General features: G+C 60.1%; 15 protein-coding genes. All 15 read right to left on the bottom strand.

The features are described 5' to 3' along the window. On the bottom strand, positions 1 to 434 hold a 434-nt coding region (locus IC66_RS0126455; protein WP_244429170.1), incomplete at its 3' end, for a tetratricopeptide repeat protein. 168 nt (positions 435 to 602) lie between these two features. Beyond that, on the bottom strand, positions 603 to 1,001 hold the full coding sequence (locus IC66_RS0126460; RefSeq protein ID WP_038949689.1) for a hypothetical protein: 399 nt from the start codon (positions 999 to 1,001) through the stop codon (positions 603 to 605). A 12-nt stretch (positions 1,002 to 1,013) separates the two neighbouring features. Continuing rightward, positions 1,014 to 2,693 carry a type II and III secretion system protein family protein gene (locus IC66_RS0126465; protein ID WP_038949690.1) on the bottom strand — a complete coding sequence of 560 codons (1,680 nt, stop codon included), beginning with the start codon at positions 2,691 to 2,693 and terminating at the stop codon, positions 1,014 to 1,016. A 433-nt stretch (positions 2,694 to 3,126) separates the two neighbouring features. Then, entirely contained in the window at positions 3,127 to 3,546 is a 420-nt protein-coding gene (locus tag IC66_RS0126470; RefSeq protein WP_038949691.1) for a TadE family protein, read from the bottom strand. After that, positions 3,543 to 4,880 carry a pilus assembly protein TadG-related protein gene (locus IC66_RS0126475; protein WP_038949693.1) on the bottom strand — a complete coding sequence of 446 codons (1,338 nt, stop codon included), beginning with the start codon at positions 4,878 to 4,880 and terminating at the stop codon, positions 3,543 to 3,545. The genes IC66_RS0126470 and IC66_RS0126475 overlap by 4 nt, the downstream gene beginning before the upstream one ends. A gap of 9 nt (positions 4,881 to 4,889) precedes the next feature. Beyond that, entirely contained in the window at positions 4,890 to 5,321 is a 432-nt protein-coding gene (locus IC66_RS0126480) for a hypothetical protein (protein ID WP_049806641.1), read from the bottom strand. A gap of 51 nt (positions 5,322 to 5,372) precedes the next feature. Further along, on the bottom strand, positions 5,373 to 6,020 hold the full coding sequence (locus tag IC66_RS0126485) for a methyltransferase family protein (protein ID WP_038949696.1): 648 nt from the start codon (positions 6,018 to 6,020) through the stop codon (positions 5,373 to 5,375). A 2-nt stretch (positions 6,021 to 6,022) separates the two neighbouring features. Beyond that, positions 6,023 to 6,931: a type II secretion system F family protein gene (locus IC66_RS0126490; RefSeq protein ID WP_038949697.1), complete on the bottom strand. Its 909-nt coding sequence runs from the start codon at positions 6,929 to 6,931 to the stop codon at positions 6,023 to 6,025. Continuing rightward, positions 6,928 to 7,860 carry a type II secretion system F family protein gene (locus IC66_RS0126495; protein WP_038949698.1) on the bottom strand — a complete coding sequence of 311 codons (933 nt, stop codon included), beginning with the start codon at positions 7,858 to 7,860 and terminating at the stop codon, positions 6,928 to 6,930. The genes IC66_RS0126490 and IC66_RS0126495 overlap by 4 nt, the downstream gene beginning before the upstream one ends. Continuing rightward, entirely contained in the window at positions 7,857 to 9,281 is a 1,425-nt protein-coding gene (locus tag IC66_RS0126500) for a CpaF family protein (RefSeq protein WP_038949699.1), read from the bottom strand. Before IC66_RS0126500 ends, IC66_RS0126495 begins: the two co-directional genes overlap by 4 nt. Next, a complete protein-coding gene (locus IC66_RS0126505) occupies positions 9,278 to 10,483 on the bottom strand; it encodes an AAA family ATPase (protein ID WP_038949701.1) in 1,206 nt (401 codons plus the stop codon). Before IC66_RS0126505 ends, IC66_RS0126500 begins: the two co-directional genes overlap by 4 nt. Next, on the bottom strand, positions 10,483 to 11,448 hold the full coding sequence (gene cpaB / locus IC66_RS0126510) for a Flp pilus assembly protein CpaB (RefSeq protein WP_038949702.1): 966 nt from the start codon (positions 11,446 to 11,448) through the stop codon (positions 10,483 to 10,485). Before cpaB ends, IC66_RS0126505 begins: the two co-directional genes overlap by 1 nt. A gap of 1 nt (position 11,449) precedes the next feature. Further along, positions 11,450 to 11,956 (bottom strand): A24 family peptidase, encoded by a 507-nt coding sequence (locus tag IC66_RS0126515; RefSeq protein ID WP_038949703.1) that lies wholly within the window; start codon positions 11,954 to 11,956, stop codon positions 11,450 to 11,452. A gap of 101 nt (positions 11,957 to 12,057) precedes the next feature. Continuing rightward, complete coding sequence (locus IC66_RS0126520; RefSeq protein ID WP_038949704.1) at positions 12,058 to 12,273, bottom strand: hypothetical protein; 216 nt, start codon at positions 12,271 to 12,273, stop codon at positions 12,058 to 12,060. Positions 12,274 to 12,801: 528 nt separating this feature from the next. Further along, positions 12,802 to 16,800 (bottom strand): beta strand repeat-containing protein, encoded by a 3,999-nt coding sequence (locus IC66_RS0126525; RefSeq protein ID WP_349643741.1) that lies wholly within the window; start codon positions 16,798 to 16,800, stop codon positions 12,802 to 12,804. Between the last annotated feature and the right edge of the window lie 47 nt (positions 16,801 to 16,847).

Consider the following 16,847-nt stretch of genomic DNA (forward strand, 5'->3'; position numbering starts at 1 on the left):
GGTGGTCTTTCAATGAACCGCCGGCTGCCATTGAGAAGCTCGAGGTTATTGGCGATGACCGGATTACCCGGATCGAGCGAATAAGCCTTCTCGAACTTCCGTCGCGCCGCATTCAGATTGCCGCGCAGCATGTACGAATATCCCTGGTCATTCAGGATCTGAACGGTTTCGCCTCCCAGCCGGATCGCTTGGGCATAGGCCTGATCGGCCAGGTCGAAACGACGCAGCTTGTCGTAGCTCGCTGCGAGGCCAATCCAGGCCGTGACGTCCTTGGGTGATTTCTCGACGGCGTCCTTGAAATAGCGCTGCGAGAGTCCGTAACTGCCGCGATTGTAATGCTCCAGGCCCAGCCGCACAGGCTCGTCCGACGGGTAGTACTTGACGTCGGTCGGCTCCTGCACCGGGTCCCCACCCGGTGGCTCGACCGGAGCCACGATGGCAGCCTCCCTCGTGGTATAGTCACATGCCGCAAGGCCTGGCGCCAGCCAGCAACAGGTCAACAGTAGAATGGCACGTCGCATAATCTTGTCCCCCGCCCGGCCCAGCGGACGCACTGCACCGCACTCAAATGTCCCGTCCCTCAACTCAATTACCAGAAGCCGCTACCTGCCCCCTGCCCCGCCGACCGGCACCGATACTCCCGCCGATGCTCCCGCACCCAATCCAGTTACGTTGACATTCTGCGTGACCGGAGGCCGCTGGCCGATGAGTTTCGTCGGATCGCCCATGTCGGGAAGCTGATCCACCGGCTGTTGCTGGTTGCCGTAACGCGTCACGGCCGAGCCCACACGTCGAGCATCGTATGCGATCCGGCGATCACCGACGTATCGCGGCCATGGATGAATTGTATGAGTCACGGCGTTGACCTGCTTGGCATCGCCGGCGGTCATCGTGATGCTGTCGGAACGCTGAAAGTAGCGGTCCACCTCGTCATGACCGGCGACGCCGTAACATCCCCCGAGCAGTAAGGGCGCAAACAGAGCCAGATACCTGATCGTCATCTCGCGCGTCCTCTAGTTTAGAGTTTTGACGACCGTCTGATCGGCACTCGCGGCCGGGACGACGACGGGGGTCCGGACTTCAGGCGCGATGATGTGACCATACGGTCCCTTCACCTCGCCTCCGGAATTGACGTAGTCATTGTACCGCTTGCGGACTTCCATCTGACCATTGAGGAAGAAATCGACGTCGTTGGCCGGCAGGCGGGAGTCGAGTGGCGATGCCAGTTGCTGACCGGGTGCCGCCGGCGCGACCAGGCGCGGCGTCACGATGATCACCAGATCGGTTTCCTCCTGCTGATACGATTTGCTGCTGAACAGGCTTCCAATCACCGGCACCGAGCCGATCCAGGGCAACTGCGAGACGTCCTGGCGATTGCGGGTCTGCAACAGGCCGGCGATGGCAAAGCTCTGGCCATCGCGCAACTCAACTGTGGTTCGCGCGTCGCGGCGGGTCAGCGCAGGAACGGTCGTCCCCTGGATCGTCACCGCGTTGGCGAAATCAAGTTCGCTGACCGACGGCTCGACCCGAAGATTGATCACACCGCGCGAGAGCACGGTGGGGACGAAGGCGAGCTCAACACCGAACTTCTTGTAGTCAATTGTGATGGTGGGAAAGCCGTTCTGCGTCTGGGTCGGGATCGGCACTGGAAATTCACCGCCGGCGAGAAAGCGGGCAGCATCGCCGGACAGCGTGGTCAGATTTGGTTCCGCCAGCCGGCGTGCCAATCCTTTGGTTTCCAGCGCCGAGATCAACAGGTCCACCGAGCCCCCGCTGCTGGTCCTGATAATGCTGGTCAACAAGCTTCCGAACGGCGCCGGCGCAATGCCTCCAGCAGTACCGGCCAGCGTCCCAAGAGTTCCGAGTATCGGAAGGCTGCCAGCAGGATTGGCGCCAACAGGAGTACTGCTGGGACTAAGGTTGCTAGTGCCGCCGGTGGTGGGTACCCTCGTGAGACTATTGATGCCACCGATGGGTGCCCGCCCGACGGCCGTCGTCGAACCAAGTCCGCTATTGCCCACATTGGTGCCGTTAGCATTAGCCGCATACAGATTGACGCCCAAGTTGCGTCCAGCCTCCCGGCTCACCTCTAGAAAGCGCACCTCGAGCATCACCTGTTGCGGCGCCGCGACGCTCATCGCGTTGACGACGACGCCTCCTTTCGCGACCGTGCTGGTGGCGATCGCCATGGCCCGCTCGGCCGTAACTGCGTCGGCGGCGACCCCGCTGAGCACCACCTGGCCCTCGGAAGCCGACACGCGGATACCCTGCCCGCCGGTGCTGGTCCGGATGTTCTGCTGCAGATTGCCGGTATCGATCACGACCTCGACGTCGAGGATCCCGATCTGCTTCATCGAGCTGTCGAACAGGATGACGTTGGTGGTGCCGGTCTGCTTGCCCTGCACGTAGATGAGATGATCGCTCAGCGACTTCACGTCGACGATGTCAGACGAACCCGCCACGATCGTCGCAAAGGCCGTGTCGACCTTGAAGGTACGTGACTTGTTGACGACGAGCTTGACCCGCTGGACGTCATTCATCTCGCTGACGATGACGCCGCCGGAGGAGCCGCGCCGGTCTGCAGCCGTCGCGCGCTCCGTGACCCCAGAGGAGGCGAGCGCCGCGCCCAGACCCATCACGCCGAAGGCGAGAAGCCTCCCGACCCTGTTACCCGAAACGCGACCGCCACTCATCCGAGTCCCCCCACTGCGATCCACGAAGATCCCCGCAAATCTACGTGCTCGACGTCCTCAACATTTCCCCTCTGCGCACCACGTCGCAGAGTTTACAATCTGTCCCACTACAATTCGTTACTTCGTGTTTCCAAGATCATCCTCCTTCATGCAGGCAGCTTGCAAGACGAGATACTTACCGCAGCGCCGCAACCAGAAAGAAAACCCTTCGATGTTGCCAGCGCGCATCATTCTCACTGGTTGTGGGGAACTATCCCGCAGCACGACCGCTCTTGGCGCGCGCTCCCGTCGCGGCTTTGCTATCGAAGGACAGTCGGTGGCACGCTTGGCGATTCGCTTGTCCCAGTAATTCCGCACCCGCGCGCTTGGCCCGCCCGCCGCGGCCCCGCAGCGCTGTCGAGCGAAACATGTCAGGCGTGCTGCCATATTTGCGCTAGAAGGGAATCTGGTTGGAGGCGCTCGGCGCGTTGAGCGTTGTGCCCCATATGGGCATCAGCATCGTAAAGTTTGCCTGGGAAGCTGTAACACTCAAGCTGTTGCTGTTGGCCCCCACGGTCAGCGTTGGCGTGAGACCTCCAAAAAACAGGAAGGGCGCCGCGGTCTGCTTGGCGGCGGTGGACAGGGGATCCCCGATGCAGCCGGCCGGCGACTGCGGCGGGCTTTGAAGCAAGGCAGGCGTATAGCAGCTGATCATGACCGCACGGGCGCCGGCACTCGCGAGCGTCCGCAAGGATTGCATCGTGATGGCATAGCGCCCAAGATCGAAGATGGCGAACATCAACGTGAAAAGCGCCACGGACACCATGATAAATTCAAACGGCGCCATACCGCGATTGTCGAGCTTTCTCATCATTGCACCAAAGCGACAACCTGGGTGTATACGATGGTGGCCGGCGCACAGCCTTCCGTGCTGAGGTAGCCGCCACCGCTCATGTCGATCGTTTTGGCGATCACTTGCGAACAGGTCGTATTCGCACTTGAAGTCGTACCGGCCCAGCTAACGTCGACATTGGGAAAGTAGATGGCCCCGCCCAGGCTAACCTGGCCGCCACCGTTTATGGTGACCTTGTTGCTGGTCTTGCTCGGGGCCTGATCATCAATCAGGACGCCATTTAGATCAGAGGAGAAGGTGTTAGTGGCAGGTGCGGAGAGATCAGCCGTACCCCCGTTGATGGTGAGCTGCGAGTCTCCGAGCAGGACGAGGGTTACGCCTGCGCCTTTCAGTTGTCCGCCGGTCATCTTTATATTTGCTTTGTAGAAGACATATGTTCCCGGGTCCAAAACGTACTTGTCGCCGTTCTGCACCGTGAAACTGCCGTAAGCTCCAGTCCCCGCGCTATTCGGCGCGCAATGCTTCCACCCGTCCGCCTGAAGGGTGCATGGCATATTTGTATTGCCCGTCCTGCTGTTGAACGATGCGGTGTCCAGTTTGCTGAGCGGATTGCTAGCGTACGTCATAAAATAGTTGTGCGGCACGCTAACATTACTGCAGCTGCCTGAGGGGGTGCAGCCACTTACACCATAAACGGCCCATCCCGAGCCGGTGAACGTTGGAGTGCTGGCAAGTTGAACACTGGTATCCGACATCAAGGCGCAGCCAGTTCCGTTGTTGCTGAGGTTACCAGCAAGCTTGAGTGCGCCTAAATCAGGTCCAAGCGCCAGGACGCAGGCCTTGGTCGGCTGCTGGACCACTGCAATGGCTTGGGCGGGGATGTTGACGGTGGTCAAACCCAGCACTGCCGCCAAGTACGCCGGCTGTTGCTGGCTGACCCTGGCGCGAACGGCATTGCCGGTGCCTGCAGGTGGCGTTGTGAACGTGGTCCCATTGTAATCGCCGATATCGATCTGCACGGCCCGCGAGATTCTGGTCGGTAGGCTTGTCGGACAGTTTCTGCCCGGATAGCCGGTAGCGTCGTTGGGACTTGAGTTGCAAAACCCGTTCTGTGCCGCGAATTCCTTGCCGCGATAATCCACGGACTGCGTGTCGCAGGCCGCACCCGCCATGATACATGAAAGCCGCAATGCGCCCGAATAGGCCGCTGAGTCGGCGGCGTTCTGCGCGTGCTGGCGGGTGACGTACCACGATCCGGCCTCGGCCCCGAGTGCGACGAATCCGATCAGCGGCACGAGAGCGATGACTGTTGCGAATGCGACGGAGCCTCGTTGGGAACGGAGTAGACTACGCATTTAAGCCCCCTACTGGAAGCGTTCTGAGTAAGGCAGCGTGTAGGTACAGGTGGTGGGACACAGCACCCCTCTCCAGACAATTGGAGCCAAGGTGATGGTTGTCGAGAATGTAATGTACTTGGGAGAAGCTAGATTGCCTGGCGAACAGGTGGCCCCTGCGTCTCCGCACAAAACCTGAAGGTTGCTGATCGCATGACCAGCGACTGTCGTCTGTAGCCCTGTCTTCCAGCTCACCGTGCCGTCAGGGGCGAGCGGATTGGCGTACTGCACATACTGCCCGAAGGAGCGCAATGCGCTCCACGCTGAGATAAACTGGAATCCCGCAGCAGCCAGGTCGGCGAGCGGCATGAGCAGGAACGCCACCAAAACTGGGTAGACGATCAATGTCTCAAACGCGACGGCGCCGCCTTGATCCCCGATGAACGACTTCTTGCGGCTCATGAGTTGACCTCGACCAATACTCACCCTTCCGGTCGTCGACCGGAACAGCACTCACCAAACGTAAGGGATCACTCTCCAGCGCGATGCTTCGTAAGCGGAATATTCAGGGCAGTTGCGCCGAAGCAGGTCCTCTTCGTAATAAATCCGGCAAACCTGGATGCCGATATGCAAGACGAGCAACACCGCTGTCAGCGGCGTCGGGCTTCTCAGCACCACGCCCAGCACCGCGATTTCTTCCGCGAGGTAGAGCGGGTGCTTGATCCACCGATACGGCCCCGTTTGCACCACGTTGCGCGCCTGTGGCACCAGACTGAAGGACCTGCCAAGATGTCGGATGGTGACCAGCATCATGATCATGCCGATCAACACGCACGCGGTGGAGGCCAGGTTTGGCAACGCCTTGTCGGTTTCGCCGAAGAAAGCGATTGTCCACGGCATATAGGTGCCGACGAACGCCGCTATCCTTGGGAGACGGCCCTTCGCTTGCGCCTTCGCCGGGGGCCGCGTGACGATCAACAGCGCCAGGAGCACGTAGAAGACAGCGAGGCAAACACTCGACAGGAGCGACGGCCAGGGATCATGAGCCGATGATCCGATCTTGATGGCCACGCCAAGCGCCAGCAACATGAACCACATGCCGCCGAACAGTTGCATTGTTCGATCGTAAGAGGACGTTTTCGACAGGGCAATCGTGCTCATGGCTACTTACCGAAGCTGGCGAACGAACGCACGAGATGCAGAATGGGACTTCCTCCCAAAATGACGAACATGGCTGGAAGCAGGAACAACACCATCGGAATGGTCAGCTTGGCGCCCAACTTGTGTGCTCTTTCTTCAAGCTTGGTAATTCGTTCGCGCCGGAGGTCGACGGCGATGCTCCTCAGCGCCTGGCCCACCGGAGTTCCATATTGCAGGCTTTGGCCGACCATGATTCCGAATCGGCGAAGCCCATCCGATGTAGCTCCCAGTTTCTCGAATGCGTCGCTGCGGCTTGGCAGGATCCGGAGATCATCAAGAAGTCCGGTCATGACCCTGGCTATGGCGGGATTGGTCTCTTGCATTTCTTGCGCTACGCGTGCCAGCCCGCTTTCCAGTCCCATTCCCGATTCGCTGCACACAACCAGCAAATCGATCATGTCCGGCGTGCCCAGTCGAATGGCGGCATCAAACCGCCGCTTCAGCACCGCCAGTATCAATCGCGGCGCTAAAATCCCGATCGCCACGCCAATAAGTGTGAAGACCAGTACATCAAGCAGCGGCTTCCCGAGAAGCTGAGCGGCACCCCCGGCGATGATCGGGCATAGCGCCATGCTGACGGCTTTGACACCGATCCAGGTCGGCAAGGCTCGATGATGATTGAAACCCGACGATTGAAGGATGGTTCGTAGCTGATCCAGATTTTCCTCGGCATAGAAGCGACGGTAGCGCATGCCGAGTGACGAAAACCAACCGGTCACATCCTGGAAGGGCGCAGACCGGCCAGCAACGCCCATCACGGCGTTTGATACCCGGGCATCCAATGTACGAATGTGTATTTCGCGGATGATCAACATGCAGGACGCAGTCGCAGCCACGACTGCAAGGGCCACCAGACTGAGACCAGAAGTCATAGTTCTGTTTCCCTTCTGACCATCCAGCTTATCACCAGGGCTCCGACAAGCACCGAAAGGACTGCGTAAGCCAGCAGCTTGTTTCCAACCGGATCGGTGAACAACAGATCAACCGTTTGCGGATTGGCTGCGTACAGGACCCCACCTGCAATCAAGGGCGAGACTGTCAGCGCCCGTGAGGAAAAGATCACCTCTCCTGCCAGCGCCTTGGCGCGGGCAGCCAGCGCAACACGTTGCCTGACAGTGTCTCCCAGGTTCTGCAAAGTCTCGGCCAGGCTGCCACCGGACTTCAACTGGACGGCAAGTGTCACCGCAAATATCGCATACTCCGCCACCTGCGTTCGCCGATAGACAGCTTGGACAGCTTCCTCTGCAGGTCTTCCCAGATTCACTTCGCTGCATACGATGGCAAACTGCCCGGCGGTTGGCTGCGGCATATCCCGCGCGAGGGCACGAAATGCCTCGTGCACAGGCAGACCCGATCGCACTGTACTTGTCACCAGCTGGATCGCATCAGGCAGCTGTCGAAAAAGCTGAAGAGCGAAGCGACGTTGCTGCCATCCGAACAGGCCTCGTATCACAATGAGGGCCGCGATTGCCGCGACAATGGACGCGTAGACAATGGAATATCCCAGCTGGCTGTTCGCATAAAGGATCGCCGCTGCTCCGAATGCACCGGCAAGCAGCACGTAGGCGGGACGCAACACGTAAGGTATATCGGGATTGTAGTTGGACAGCCGATTGAGAAACTGATCCTGAGACCCGGCCTCCAAGCGGCGAATGGATGGCAGGTTAGCCGGATGCGACGTTGGCAAAGCAACCGCCAACCGACGATTGATGCGTCTTTCCCGAGCGTCGAGCCACAACGAAACGGCTGCTGCGCACATCGCGAGCGCCAGAACAGTGACGATCACGGACTCCAGCGTCATATTTGCCTCATGGCCTCGGCCCAAGCACCATCCAGCCCGAAATAGACAAGCCGGCTCTTGAACTTCGGGGTTGCAAGGTTGGACTTGTAGCTGCCCGATATCCGCCCGTTCACATCCTCCTCCTGATACTCGAAGGCTGCGATGTCATTGGTGGTGATCACCTCCCCTTCAAGGCCGATCACCTCGCTGATCTGAACGATGCGGCGCTGTCCGTCCCGCATGCGTTCGACCTGCACAATGAGATCCAGCGCAGCGACGATCTGACTTCGAATGGCGCGCGACGGTAGATTGACCTGTCCCATCTGCACCATGTTTTCGATGCGAGTCAGGGCATCCCGGGTACTATTCGCGTGTACCGTGGAGATCGAACCATCATGGCCGGTGTTCATCGCCTGCAGCATGTCGAATGCTTCGGAACTGCGCACCTCGCCGACGACGATCCGGTCGGGACGCATGCGCAGGGCATTCACCAGCAGATCTCGTTGTGTCACCTGCCCTGTGCCTTCGAGGCTGGGAGGCCGGGTCTCCAGGCTGATCACGTGGGGCTGCTGAAGCTGCAGCTCCGCCGCGTCCTCGATCGTGACAATACGTTCGGTGTGATCGATGAACTGACTCATCGCGTTCAGGAGCGTCGTCTTGCCGGATCCGGTGCCGCCGGAGACCAGAACATTGAGCCGCGAGCGGGCGGCGATCTCCAGCAATTGTCCGATGGCCGGGGTCATCGAGCCGTTTTCGATCAATCCGGCGATGTCCAAACGACGGCTTGGAAATTTGCGGATGGAAATGCACGGACTATGGATCGCCAGCGGCGGGAGGATGATGTTGACCCGGCTGCCATCCAGCAGGCGACAATCCACCATCGGACTGGATTCGTCGACGCGCCGACCGACCTGCGCGGCAATCTTCTGAGCGACGGAGGCGATGTGATCATTGTCGCGGAATCGCACCGCCACTCGTTCCAGCCTGCCGCTTCGCTCCACGTAGATATTACTTGGACCGTTCACCATGATATCGTTGATCGATTGGTCCAGCAGTAGCGGACGGAGCGGCCCGTAACCCGTCATGTCGTCGGCAATTTCGTCCGCGAGCTGCAGCTGCTCGCGGCCCGACAGCTCGAGCCGTTCCTGGTTGGCAATGTGATGGATGATCTCTTCAATCTGCCGCCGGAGAACCTCCCGCGAGACGGTTGCGGCCACCGCGGGTTCGATCTGCTCAATCACCCGTTCACGCAGCGAAGGCGGAATGATGGGTTGGTGGATCGCTGGTTCGTCGCGCCTTGGCGCAGGTGAAGGCAAGTTCGGTGCGGCTGCAGTCACGCTGGGCGACGGCAAAGGCAAGCCTATCGCAGATGCAGGGAGGCCTGCCGCCAAGGCGGATACGTGAGCTGGTGCGTCGTCTTCGCGCCTACCAAACTTCTTCATCGCAGATGTGCTGTGAGCACCCTCCTCCACCAGCTACCTCGCTCGGCAGCGACACCGCTGATCTCCCGTACGATCGGCGCCAGGTGACGCCGCAATTTTCTGACGTGCTTCAGAGCTGGAATTCCGAGATTGAGCGCCTCGGTCATGCCCTTGCCGAGATCGGGAACGACGATGTCGGGCTCTGCACCCAACGCCTTGACAACCGCCGCCCTCGGAAGGCCCCCGGGACGACCGGCCCGGTTGAGCAAGGTAAAGACCCGGTCCTTGCCCGCGATGTTGATCACTGCGGTGCGTAGCGCATGGGCATTGCGAAGTCCGGTCACCTCGGATTCGAGCAGCACCATCACATGACGGGAAAGCGCAATCACGGGATAGATCGACGGCGGAAACGGGACGGGTACATCGACCACGATGTAGTTGAACCGTTGACGCAGCAGACCAAGCACGTGTCGTACGCCAGCCTCCGTAATTTCAAGCTGCGCATCGAGGTCCTCGTCGGCCGAGACCAGGCAAACCCTTTCGTTGACTTCGATTGCCGCGCGCTCGAGGAAGAGTGTGTCCGCCCGCATCGGATTTTCCAGAGCGATACGCAGCCCTGGCCCGGGACGAACACCCAGCATCACGGCGGCCTCGCCGCCCTGCAGATGAAGATCAAGCAGCGCCACCTTGGCCTTGGTCGTCTCGGCAAGTTGCAGCGCCAGATTGATCGCAATGCTCGTGGCGCCGGCGCCGCCCTGCGCCCCGCAGATCGAGACCACGTGCCCGCCACGATCGATCTGGTTGGCTGCGACGTCGCCGAGAAGCTTGGGGCGCAGCTTGTCCAGCACCAGATCGCGCGTGAGCGGCCGCGGCAGATACTCGGTCAAGCCAAGCTCCAGGAGCTCACGGTAGAACGTGATCTCCCTGTTGTCGCCGATCACGGCTACGCGGACATCGGGTGGACAGACGCCGGCCAGCCTTTCCAGTTCAGTAAAGGGATCATCGACGCCACTGATGTCTACCACCAGCGCGAACAGATCCGTGTCGGTTTCGAGCATCCGTATGGCATTGCGGATCGTGCCGCGTCTGATCGAGAGATTGGCGCCTTCGAGCCCCTTGCGCAACGCCGCAGCGCTGAGCTCATCGTTTACGAAACCGACGATGCGGTTACGCGTAACGATTGACGTCGTTTCTTCAGGCGGAGTGGCTATGGCGATGCTCATCAACGTTTCTCCGACAACCTGTTATCGTAACCCGCCGCCGTCGCAGTCGGGCGCACGGCTTCCGATGCACCGTCGCAGCTGACGAGAGCGTCTTCCTCTTGCTTCCTGACCGTGTATTGCTTGACCTCACCGCCTGAATGAACGAACACTGCCGTTCTCTGTGCGGAAATTGCATACTGGCGGGCAAGTTCAGGCGACACGTCACAGCTCGACATCGCGCCGGTGTCTGCCTTGTCCCACTGATCGACTGCTGCGCGTACGGCGAACGAGAGCGTCCCGAGTTGCTTTGCGACGGTGACTTTCTTGACCTGCACCTGCGTAAGCTCCAGTGACACGGTCTGCGTTTGCTTACCGGCCATCCCGCTGATGGGTCGCGCGCCCTGCACGATCTCCTGATCAATCGCGATGACTCGAACGTTACGCAGAACGGTTTCGCTGAGGGCGCGGCGCGCGGTATCGACTTTCTCGAAGACCTGGGTCAACACGACGTCCACGTGATCGCCTGGCCTGATGAGACCCGAGACACCGGCCTCCTCGTCAACCTTGATGCTGATGGCACGGCTGTCTGGCGCCAGGACACTGGCGAGGAAACCCCGATCCCGCGGACGCAGGATATCCTGCAACGTAACGGGACTGCCCGCTTCGACGAAGTTGCGGATGAGTGAACCGGCAAGTCCGGCCTTGGACTCGGGGGTTTCAAGGATAGCCCCTTGGGGAACGCGCTCCGGCGGCACCGAGCGGACGGCGAAATCCTCTTCGCGGGCCAACGTCCCCCTCGGCAATGGCCGTGCCGCGACGAAGTATCCGGCGGTCGCCGGCGCCGCCGGCGCGAGGGGCGCCTCCGTCACCTGTACCGGGACCGGAGGCTGCGCCTTCGGCAGGTTCATGCTATAGGCGATCAGTCCGAACGCTGTGGTTGCAAGCAAAAGCACCACGATGATCGACAGACGCAGCGCGGATGACATTTCACGATCCTTTGCTCAAAATGGTCCAGATACCGCCGCAGGCGATAGCGGCTCCGTAAGGCAGCGGGGCGTGTCGCAAATGGCGCCACCGCTCGATCGCGTAGATCCGGCGCGCGAGCGACGATCCGGCGGGTGCCAGTCTGGGATATGGCAGGTGACGCATCATCAGATGCACCAAGGCAAGAACGCCGCCGGCCAGCACGGTGACGGTCAGCAACTGCATCACGCCGCTCGGCGGGAGACCAACCGCCAGGGCAACCAGCAGCTTGACATCGCCGCCACCAATTCCTCCGCGCGCGTACAGGACAAAAAGCAGCAGAAAGAGGATCCCGGCTGTGATCAGCGACACAGCGACTTGAATCGGGCTGGGCAATTGACCGGCGATCCCGAGGAGCGCCAGCGCAAGACAAAATTCGTTTCGGATCAAGCGCGTCGCAACGTCCATCGTTGCGACATAGAGCAACAACAGGATTTCCAGGATCGAGGCTGTGGGAGCAATCCAACTCATGAAATGCACGTTTCAAAAAAGGTGGAAGGCAAACTGGCGGGAGCACTTCTGCAGGAGGGGGGCAGCTTGGATTGCCCCCCTCTGGCGCCAAAATGGCGGTATCAACCAGCGATCGCGGTCGTGAAAGCGGTGGTGATTGCGGTGATCCCGGTCGTCAGCGCCGCCCCGATCTGCCCACCGGCTCCGCCACCGAACACGGCACCCACCGCGCCGACGATACAAACCGCGACGATGATGTACTCGAATGACACCACGCCATCCTGGTCCGTTCGCAGACGCTTCAACGCTTCCTTGGTCTCGATGAAATGATGCAACATAGGAAGAATCCCTTCTTTCAAGATGAATTTGCAGACACCTCGGCAACTTCCAGCGGCTGCGGATTTATGTCCGGCCCCGCCAGCGATAAACTATCCATTAAATGTTTATTATCGTCAACATTTAATATATAATGTATTTTGAATTAACCCTACTGGAACGAGCCCGTGAAAATCAAAAATGGAGATCACAATCAGCGAAAACGTCGTGATAAAAAGACGTTAGCTGACTGCCATAAGCGAATCCCGGCTGAGCTACGGCTGGGTCGACGGGAAATCACCGGAATTATACGGATAAATCAGGCGGTATAATTTATTTATCGGAGATACAGGAATTATGTTGTGGCATTGAACCGTGGTGCCGCGTCGACCGATTAATCCACGCACATATAATCGAGCGGATGCTGCGACCAGGCCGGCGCGCATGGAGCAGATTTCGCGAAGTGCGGAGGCGCGACGGTGGTACATCTGTCCATGCGAACCAAGTACCGACTTCGCAGTCAGCGCCTTTAGCCACCTCCTCGCAGCGCCTCAGACGAGATACTCGTGGTAGCTGATAAGCGTTCCCATGTTCTTGTCTGCCTCAGTCTGGAAGCTCGCGGGATCGTACTGGCCGAACAGGCTGATATTGGCGGTATGAACTCCGTCAGTCACCGAAAGGATTCCTCCAGTGCCGGCCTGATTTGCGACATAACTAGCGGTCGTGCCGTCCCCGAACGCGACGTCGAGGAGATCCAGGTGGTCATCTCCGTCAAACCCGGACACGACTCCGCTGAAGTCGAAGGAGTCATGGAGCACGATTGTCCCGGTCGCTGCGGCATCGAGCGCGACATGCGCAGATGAAGCCGCTCCGAACTCGACCGTAGCCACGCCATCCATCAGCGCGGTGCCGCTGCCGCTTACACTGCCATTGAGAGTGATGTTGGCTCCATGCGCCCACAGCAGCCCTGAATTATCCACGTTGCTGTCGATGACCAGTCCGCCGCTGCCGCTGGCCGCAATCGTTCCGGAATTGACGACGGTGTTGCTACCGGTGTCAATCTCGAGCGCGTTGGTGCCCGTCGCGTTGATTGTACCTTGGTTGACAAGGATCAATGTCCCCCCGCCAAGCTGTCCGGCTCCCGAAATGGTATTGTCGATGTTGGTCAGCGTGACGTCGGAAACAGTTCCACTGACCGTGTTCTCGCTATTGTCGGACAACAGCACCTGACCGCCACCTTCGAGCAAAATTCCGTGCCCGACGAGTTGGAGGTCGGTCTCGGCGCCCGTCGAGTTCAACGAGATCGTGCCCGTATTGTGGATGTTACCGGATAACGGCAGCAATGCGCCGTTGCCGATCGTCATTGTGCCTGAATTGTCGACCACGGGCTTGAAGTCGAATACGAAGTCGTCCGCTGCGAGCGAGCCGGCATCGACGCCATCCAGAGTGATCGTTTGACCGTCGGCCAGCGCAATGACGGCGTTGCCGTCGTTGTCGGCAGACAGATGCGCCTGGACGTCCGCGAAGGTCTTGAAGCCGGCGTAGCCAATCAGGTCGATCTGATCATGCGCAATCTCGAAATTATAGATGACGTCGTGGCCGATCGGCTGTGAGAATACAAGCAGATCGCTGCCACTTGACGCTGTGAGATAGTCGTCGCCGGAAATGGCGATGATGGCGGAGCCCGCTGCAAAAGCTTCAACATTGTCGGCGAATGTCTCGATTACAGCCGAGCCATCCGGCTGCATCCAGGTCACGGTCACGTCGAGATGCAATGCTCCGGCGAAATCGACTGGCGATGTCACCATTAGCGAGCTGACGTCAGTCGTCTCGATCGTCCAGTTGCCATCGGGGAGCAGCATCCCACCATTTAATGTCCAGCCTGCGGGCACGCTGCCGACAGTGACGGTGGCGATTTGACCCTGATGAGCGGGCGAGTCCGTCAGACCGAGATTGATGGGCTCGCCCGACACCCCCGCAGGAGCAAGGGCCGTTCCAAACGCAAAATCCGCCGCGCTGAAAGTACCGGTTATGCTCGCCAGAGTGGTCAGGTTGTCCAAATCGGCGACGAGTGTCGCGCCGCCTGCGACGCTCGGATTGGCATCGTAGTAAATTTGCGCGTGGCCCACCGTCGAATTGTGGAATACAAATAGGGCTCCTGTGGTGATGTTGGAGTAGCTGTTGATCGTTGATTGAACTGTCGCCGTCGTCACGGATGCGTCTGTTTTGATGCCGACCTCCGTGTTGGCGAGATTTAGCGCAGCGTTGTTGCCCGTTCTGACATTTTCAACGGTCGTATCGACATCACCAATGACGAACCGTCCGGCGGTTACCGTAAATTCCAGCTTATCCCCTGAGGTGTTGAAGTCGGTGACGTGGTCACCCGCGTCGGTGACAGCGAGATAGGCGAATGTATCGTTCCCGCCACCACCAGTCAGCGCATCTGCGCCACCACCACCCACGATCCTGTCCGCGCCAGTGCCTGCGCCACCGTTGATCGTGTCGTTACCAGAACCGCCCTTGAGGGTATCATCGCCGCCGTTTCCTGAGCTGCCCATGATGACAAACGATCCAGACGTGACTGCGCTAGCATCTACGACCAGGTCGCCGTTCCCCGTAATGCCGGATCCGTCAATCGTGAGCGTTCCTCCATTTTGGAATGTCGAAAGGAATGTCAGGGTGTCAGTGTGATTTCCGCTGTTGCTGTCACTTAAACTGATCGTTTCGAAGTTTGTCAGGCCAATGCTTCCTGCACCATCGCCGAAGGTGAATGGCCCCAGACCGCCACCACTGACGGCGAGAGTGTCCGTACCGCTTCCCCCAGTCAGCATGTCACCGTTGTTTAGCGTTAGGGGAGATTGGGTACCGGTCACAGTATTGGTGCCCGATGCATAGAAGACCGTATCGGTGCCGGTCGTGAGAGCGAAGGGACTGGGGCTCGTGACCGAAATGGTCACCGTATCCACATCGGTCAATGCGCCACCCGCTCCGCTGTGGCCATTGTCGCTTGTCGTCATGGTCAGAGTGCTGGTTCCGGCAAAATTCGATGTCGGAACGTAGTTGACCGTCGAGGCCAGGGTAGAATTGATGGCGCTGACTGTTCCGGTCAGCGTCACCGTCGACGTTCCGCTGCCGCTGATCCCTGCGGTACCTCCTGAAACGGTCAAGGTGCCGTTGGTTACCGACAACGTGATCGTTTCGCTGGCGCCGTCCGAGTCGGCGTCGAAGATGCCAAGTCCCGTGATCGCCTTTGTCGTGTTGACGTTCGTCGTCTGTGCTCCCGGAACCGTATTCACCGGCGCGTCGTTGACCGGAATGACCGTGACTGTCGCGTTCACGATGTTGCTGGCGTGGCTGGCCGTCTGGCCGTCGTCAACCTGATAGCTGATGGTGCGGGTCGCGCCCGACGGATTGTCACCCGAGTTCAAATACGTCACCGAGCGCAGGGCCGCCTGGTAGTTCGCCACGCTCGACGAACCCGTCAGGGTCAGCACCCCAGTGCTGGCGTTATAGCTGCCGGTGATGCCGTTCTGATTGGTAAAACCGAGCACATCCTGGCCGGAGGCGAAGTTTCCTGTGATCGCGACCGTCGCGCCGGTCAGATTCGTGCTGTCAACGTCCGACAGGATCAGCGCCGTGTCGATCGCGGTCGCGGCCTGACCCTCGGCATAGGACAGTGAACCGCCATTGGCGTTCAGCACCGGCGCATCATTGCTGCCGGTGACGGTCACCGTCACGATGCCGCTCGCGGTGCCGTCCTGGCTGGTGACCGTGAACTGGTCCTGCACCTGCTGGCCCGCAGTGAGCTCGTCATGCGCGCCGCTGCCGGCGTAGCTCCAGGCGCCGTTGGCATCGATCGTGAAGTCGCCATAGGTCCCGTGCGCGTTCGATTGCGCCACGACGTGGGCTTCGCCGCTGTCGGGATCCACAATCGTCAATAGGCCGCTGGTGTTCAGCGCCGCCGCGGTATCGCCCTCGCTGACGGACTTCGAGTCCGATGAGACTGTGGCCACGTCGTTGCTGCCGGTGATGGTCACCGTCACGATGCCGGTGGCGGCGCCGTCCTGGCTGGTGACCGTGAACTGATCCTGCACCTGCTGGCCGGCGGTGAGCTCGTCATGCGCGCCATTGCTGGTGTAGCTCCAGGCGCCGTTGGCATCGATGCTGAAGTCGCCGTAGGTCCCGTGGACGTTTGATTGCGCCACGACATGGGCTTCGCCGCTGTCGGGATCGGTGATGGTGAGCTGGCCTGAGGCGTTGAGTGCGGCGGCCGTGTCGCCTTCGGTGACAGACTTCGAATCCGAAGAGACCGTGGCCGCATCGTTGCCGCCGGTGATGGTCACCGTGACGATGCCGCTCGCGGTGCCATCCTGGCTGGTCACCGTGAACTGGTCCTGCACCTGCTGCCCGGCGGTGAGCTCATTGTGGGCGCCGTTGCCGGTATAGCTCCAGGCGCCATTGGCATCGATCGTGAAGTCGCCGTAGGTCCCGTGGACATTCGATTGCGCGACGACATGGGCTTCACCGCTGTCGGGATCCACAATCGTCAGCTGGCCGCCGGCATTGAGCGCCGCCGCGGTGTCGCCCTCGGTGACGG

This window comes from Bradyrhizobium genomosp. III (genome assembly GCF_000261705.1).
In the GTDB taxonomy this organism is placed as follows: domain Bacteria; phylum Pseudomonadota; class Alphaproteobacteria; order Rhizobiales; family Xanthobacteraceae; genus Bradyrhizobium; species Bradyrhizobium ottawaense.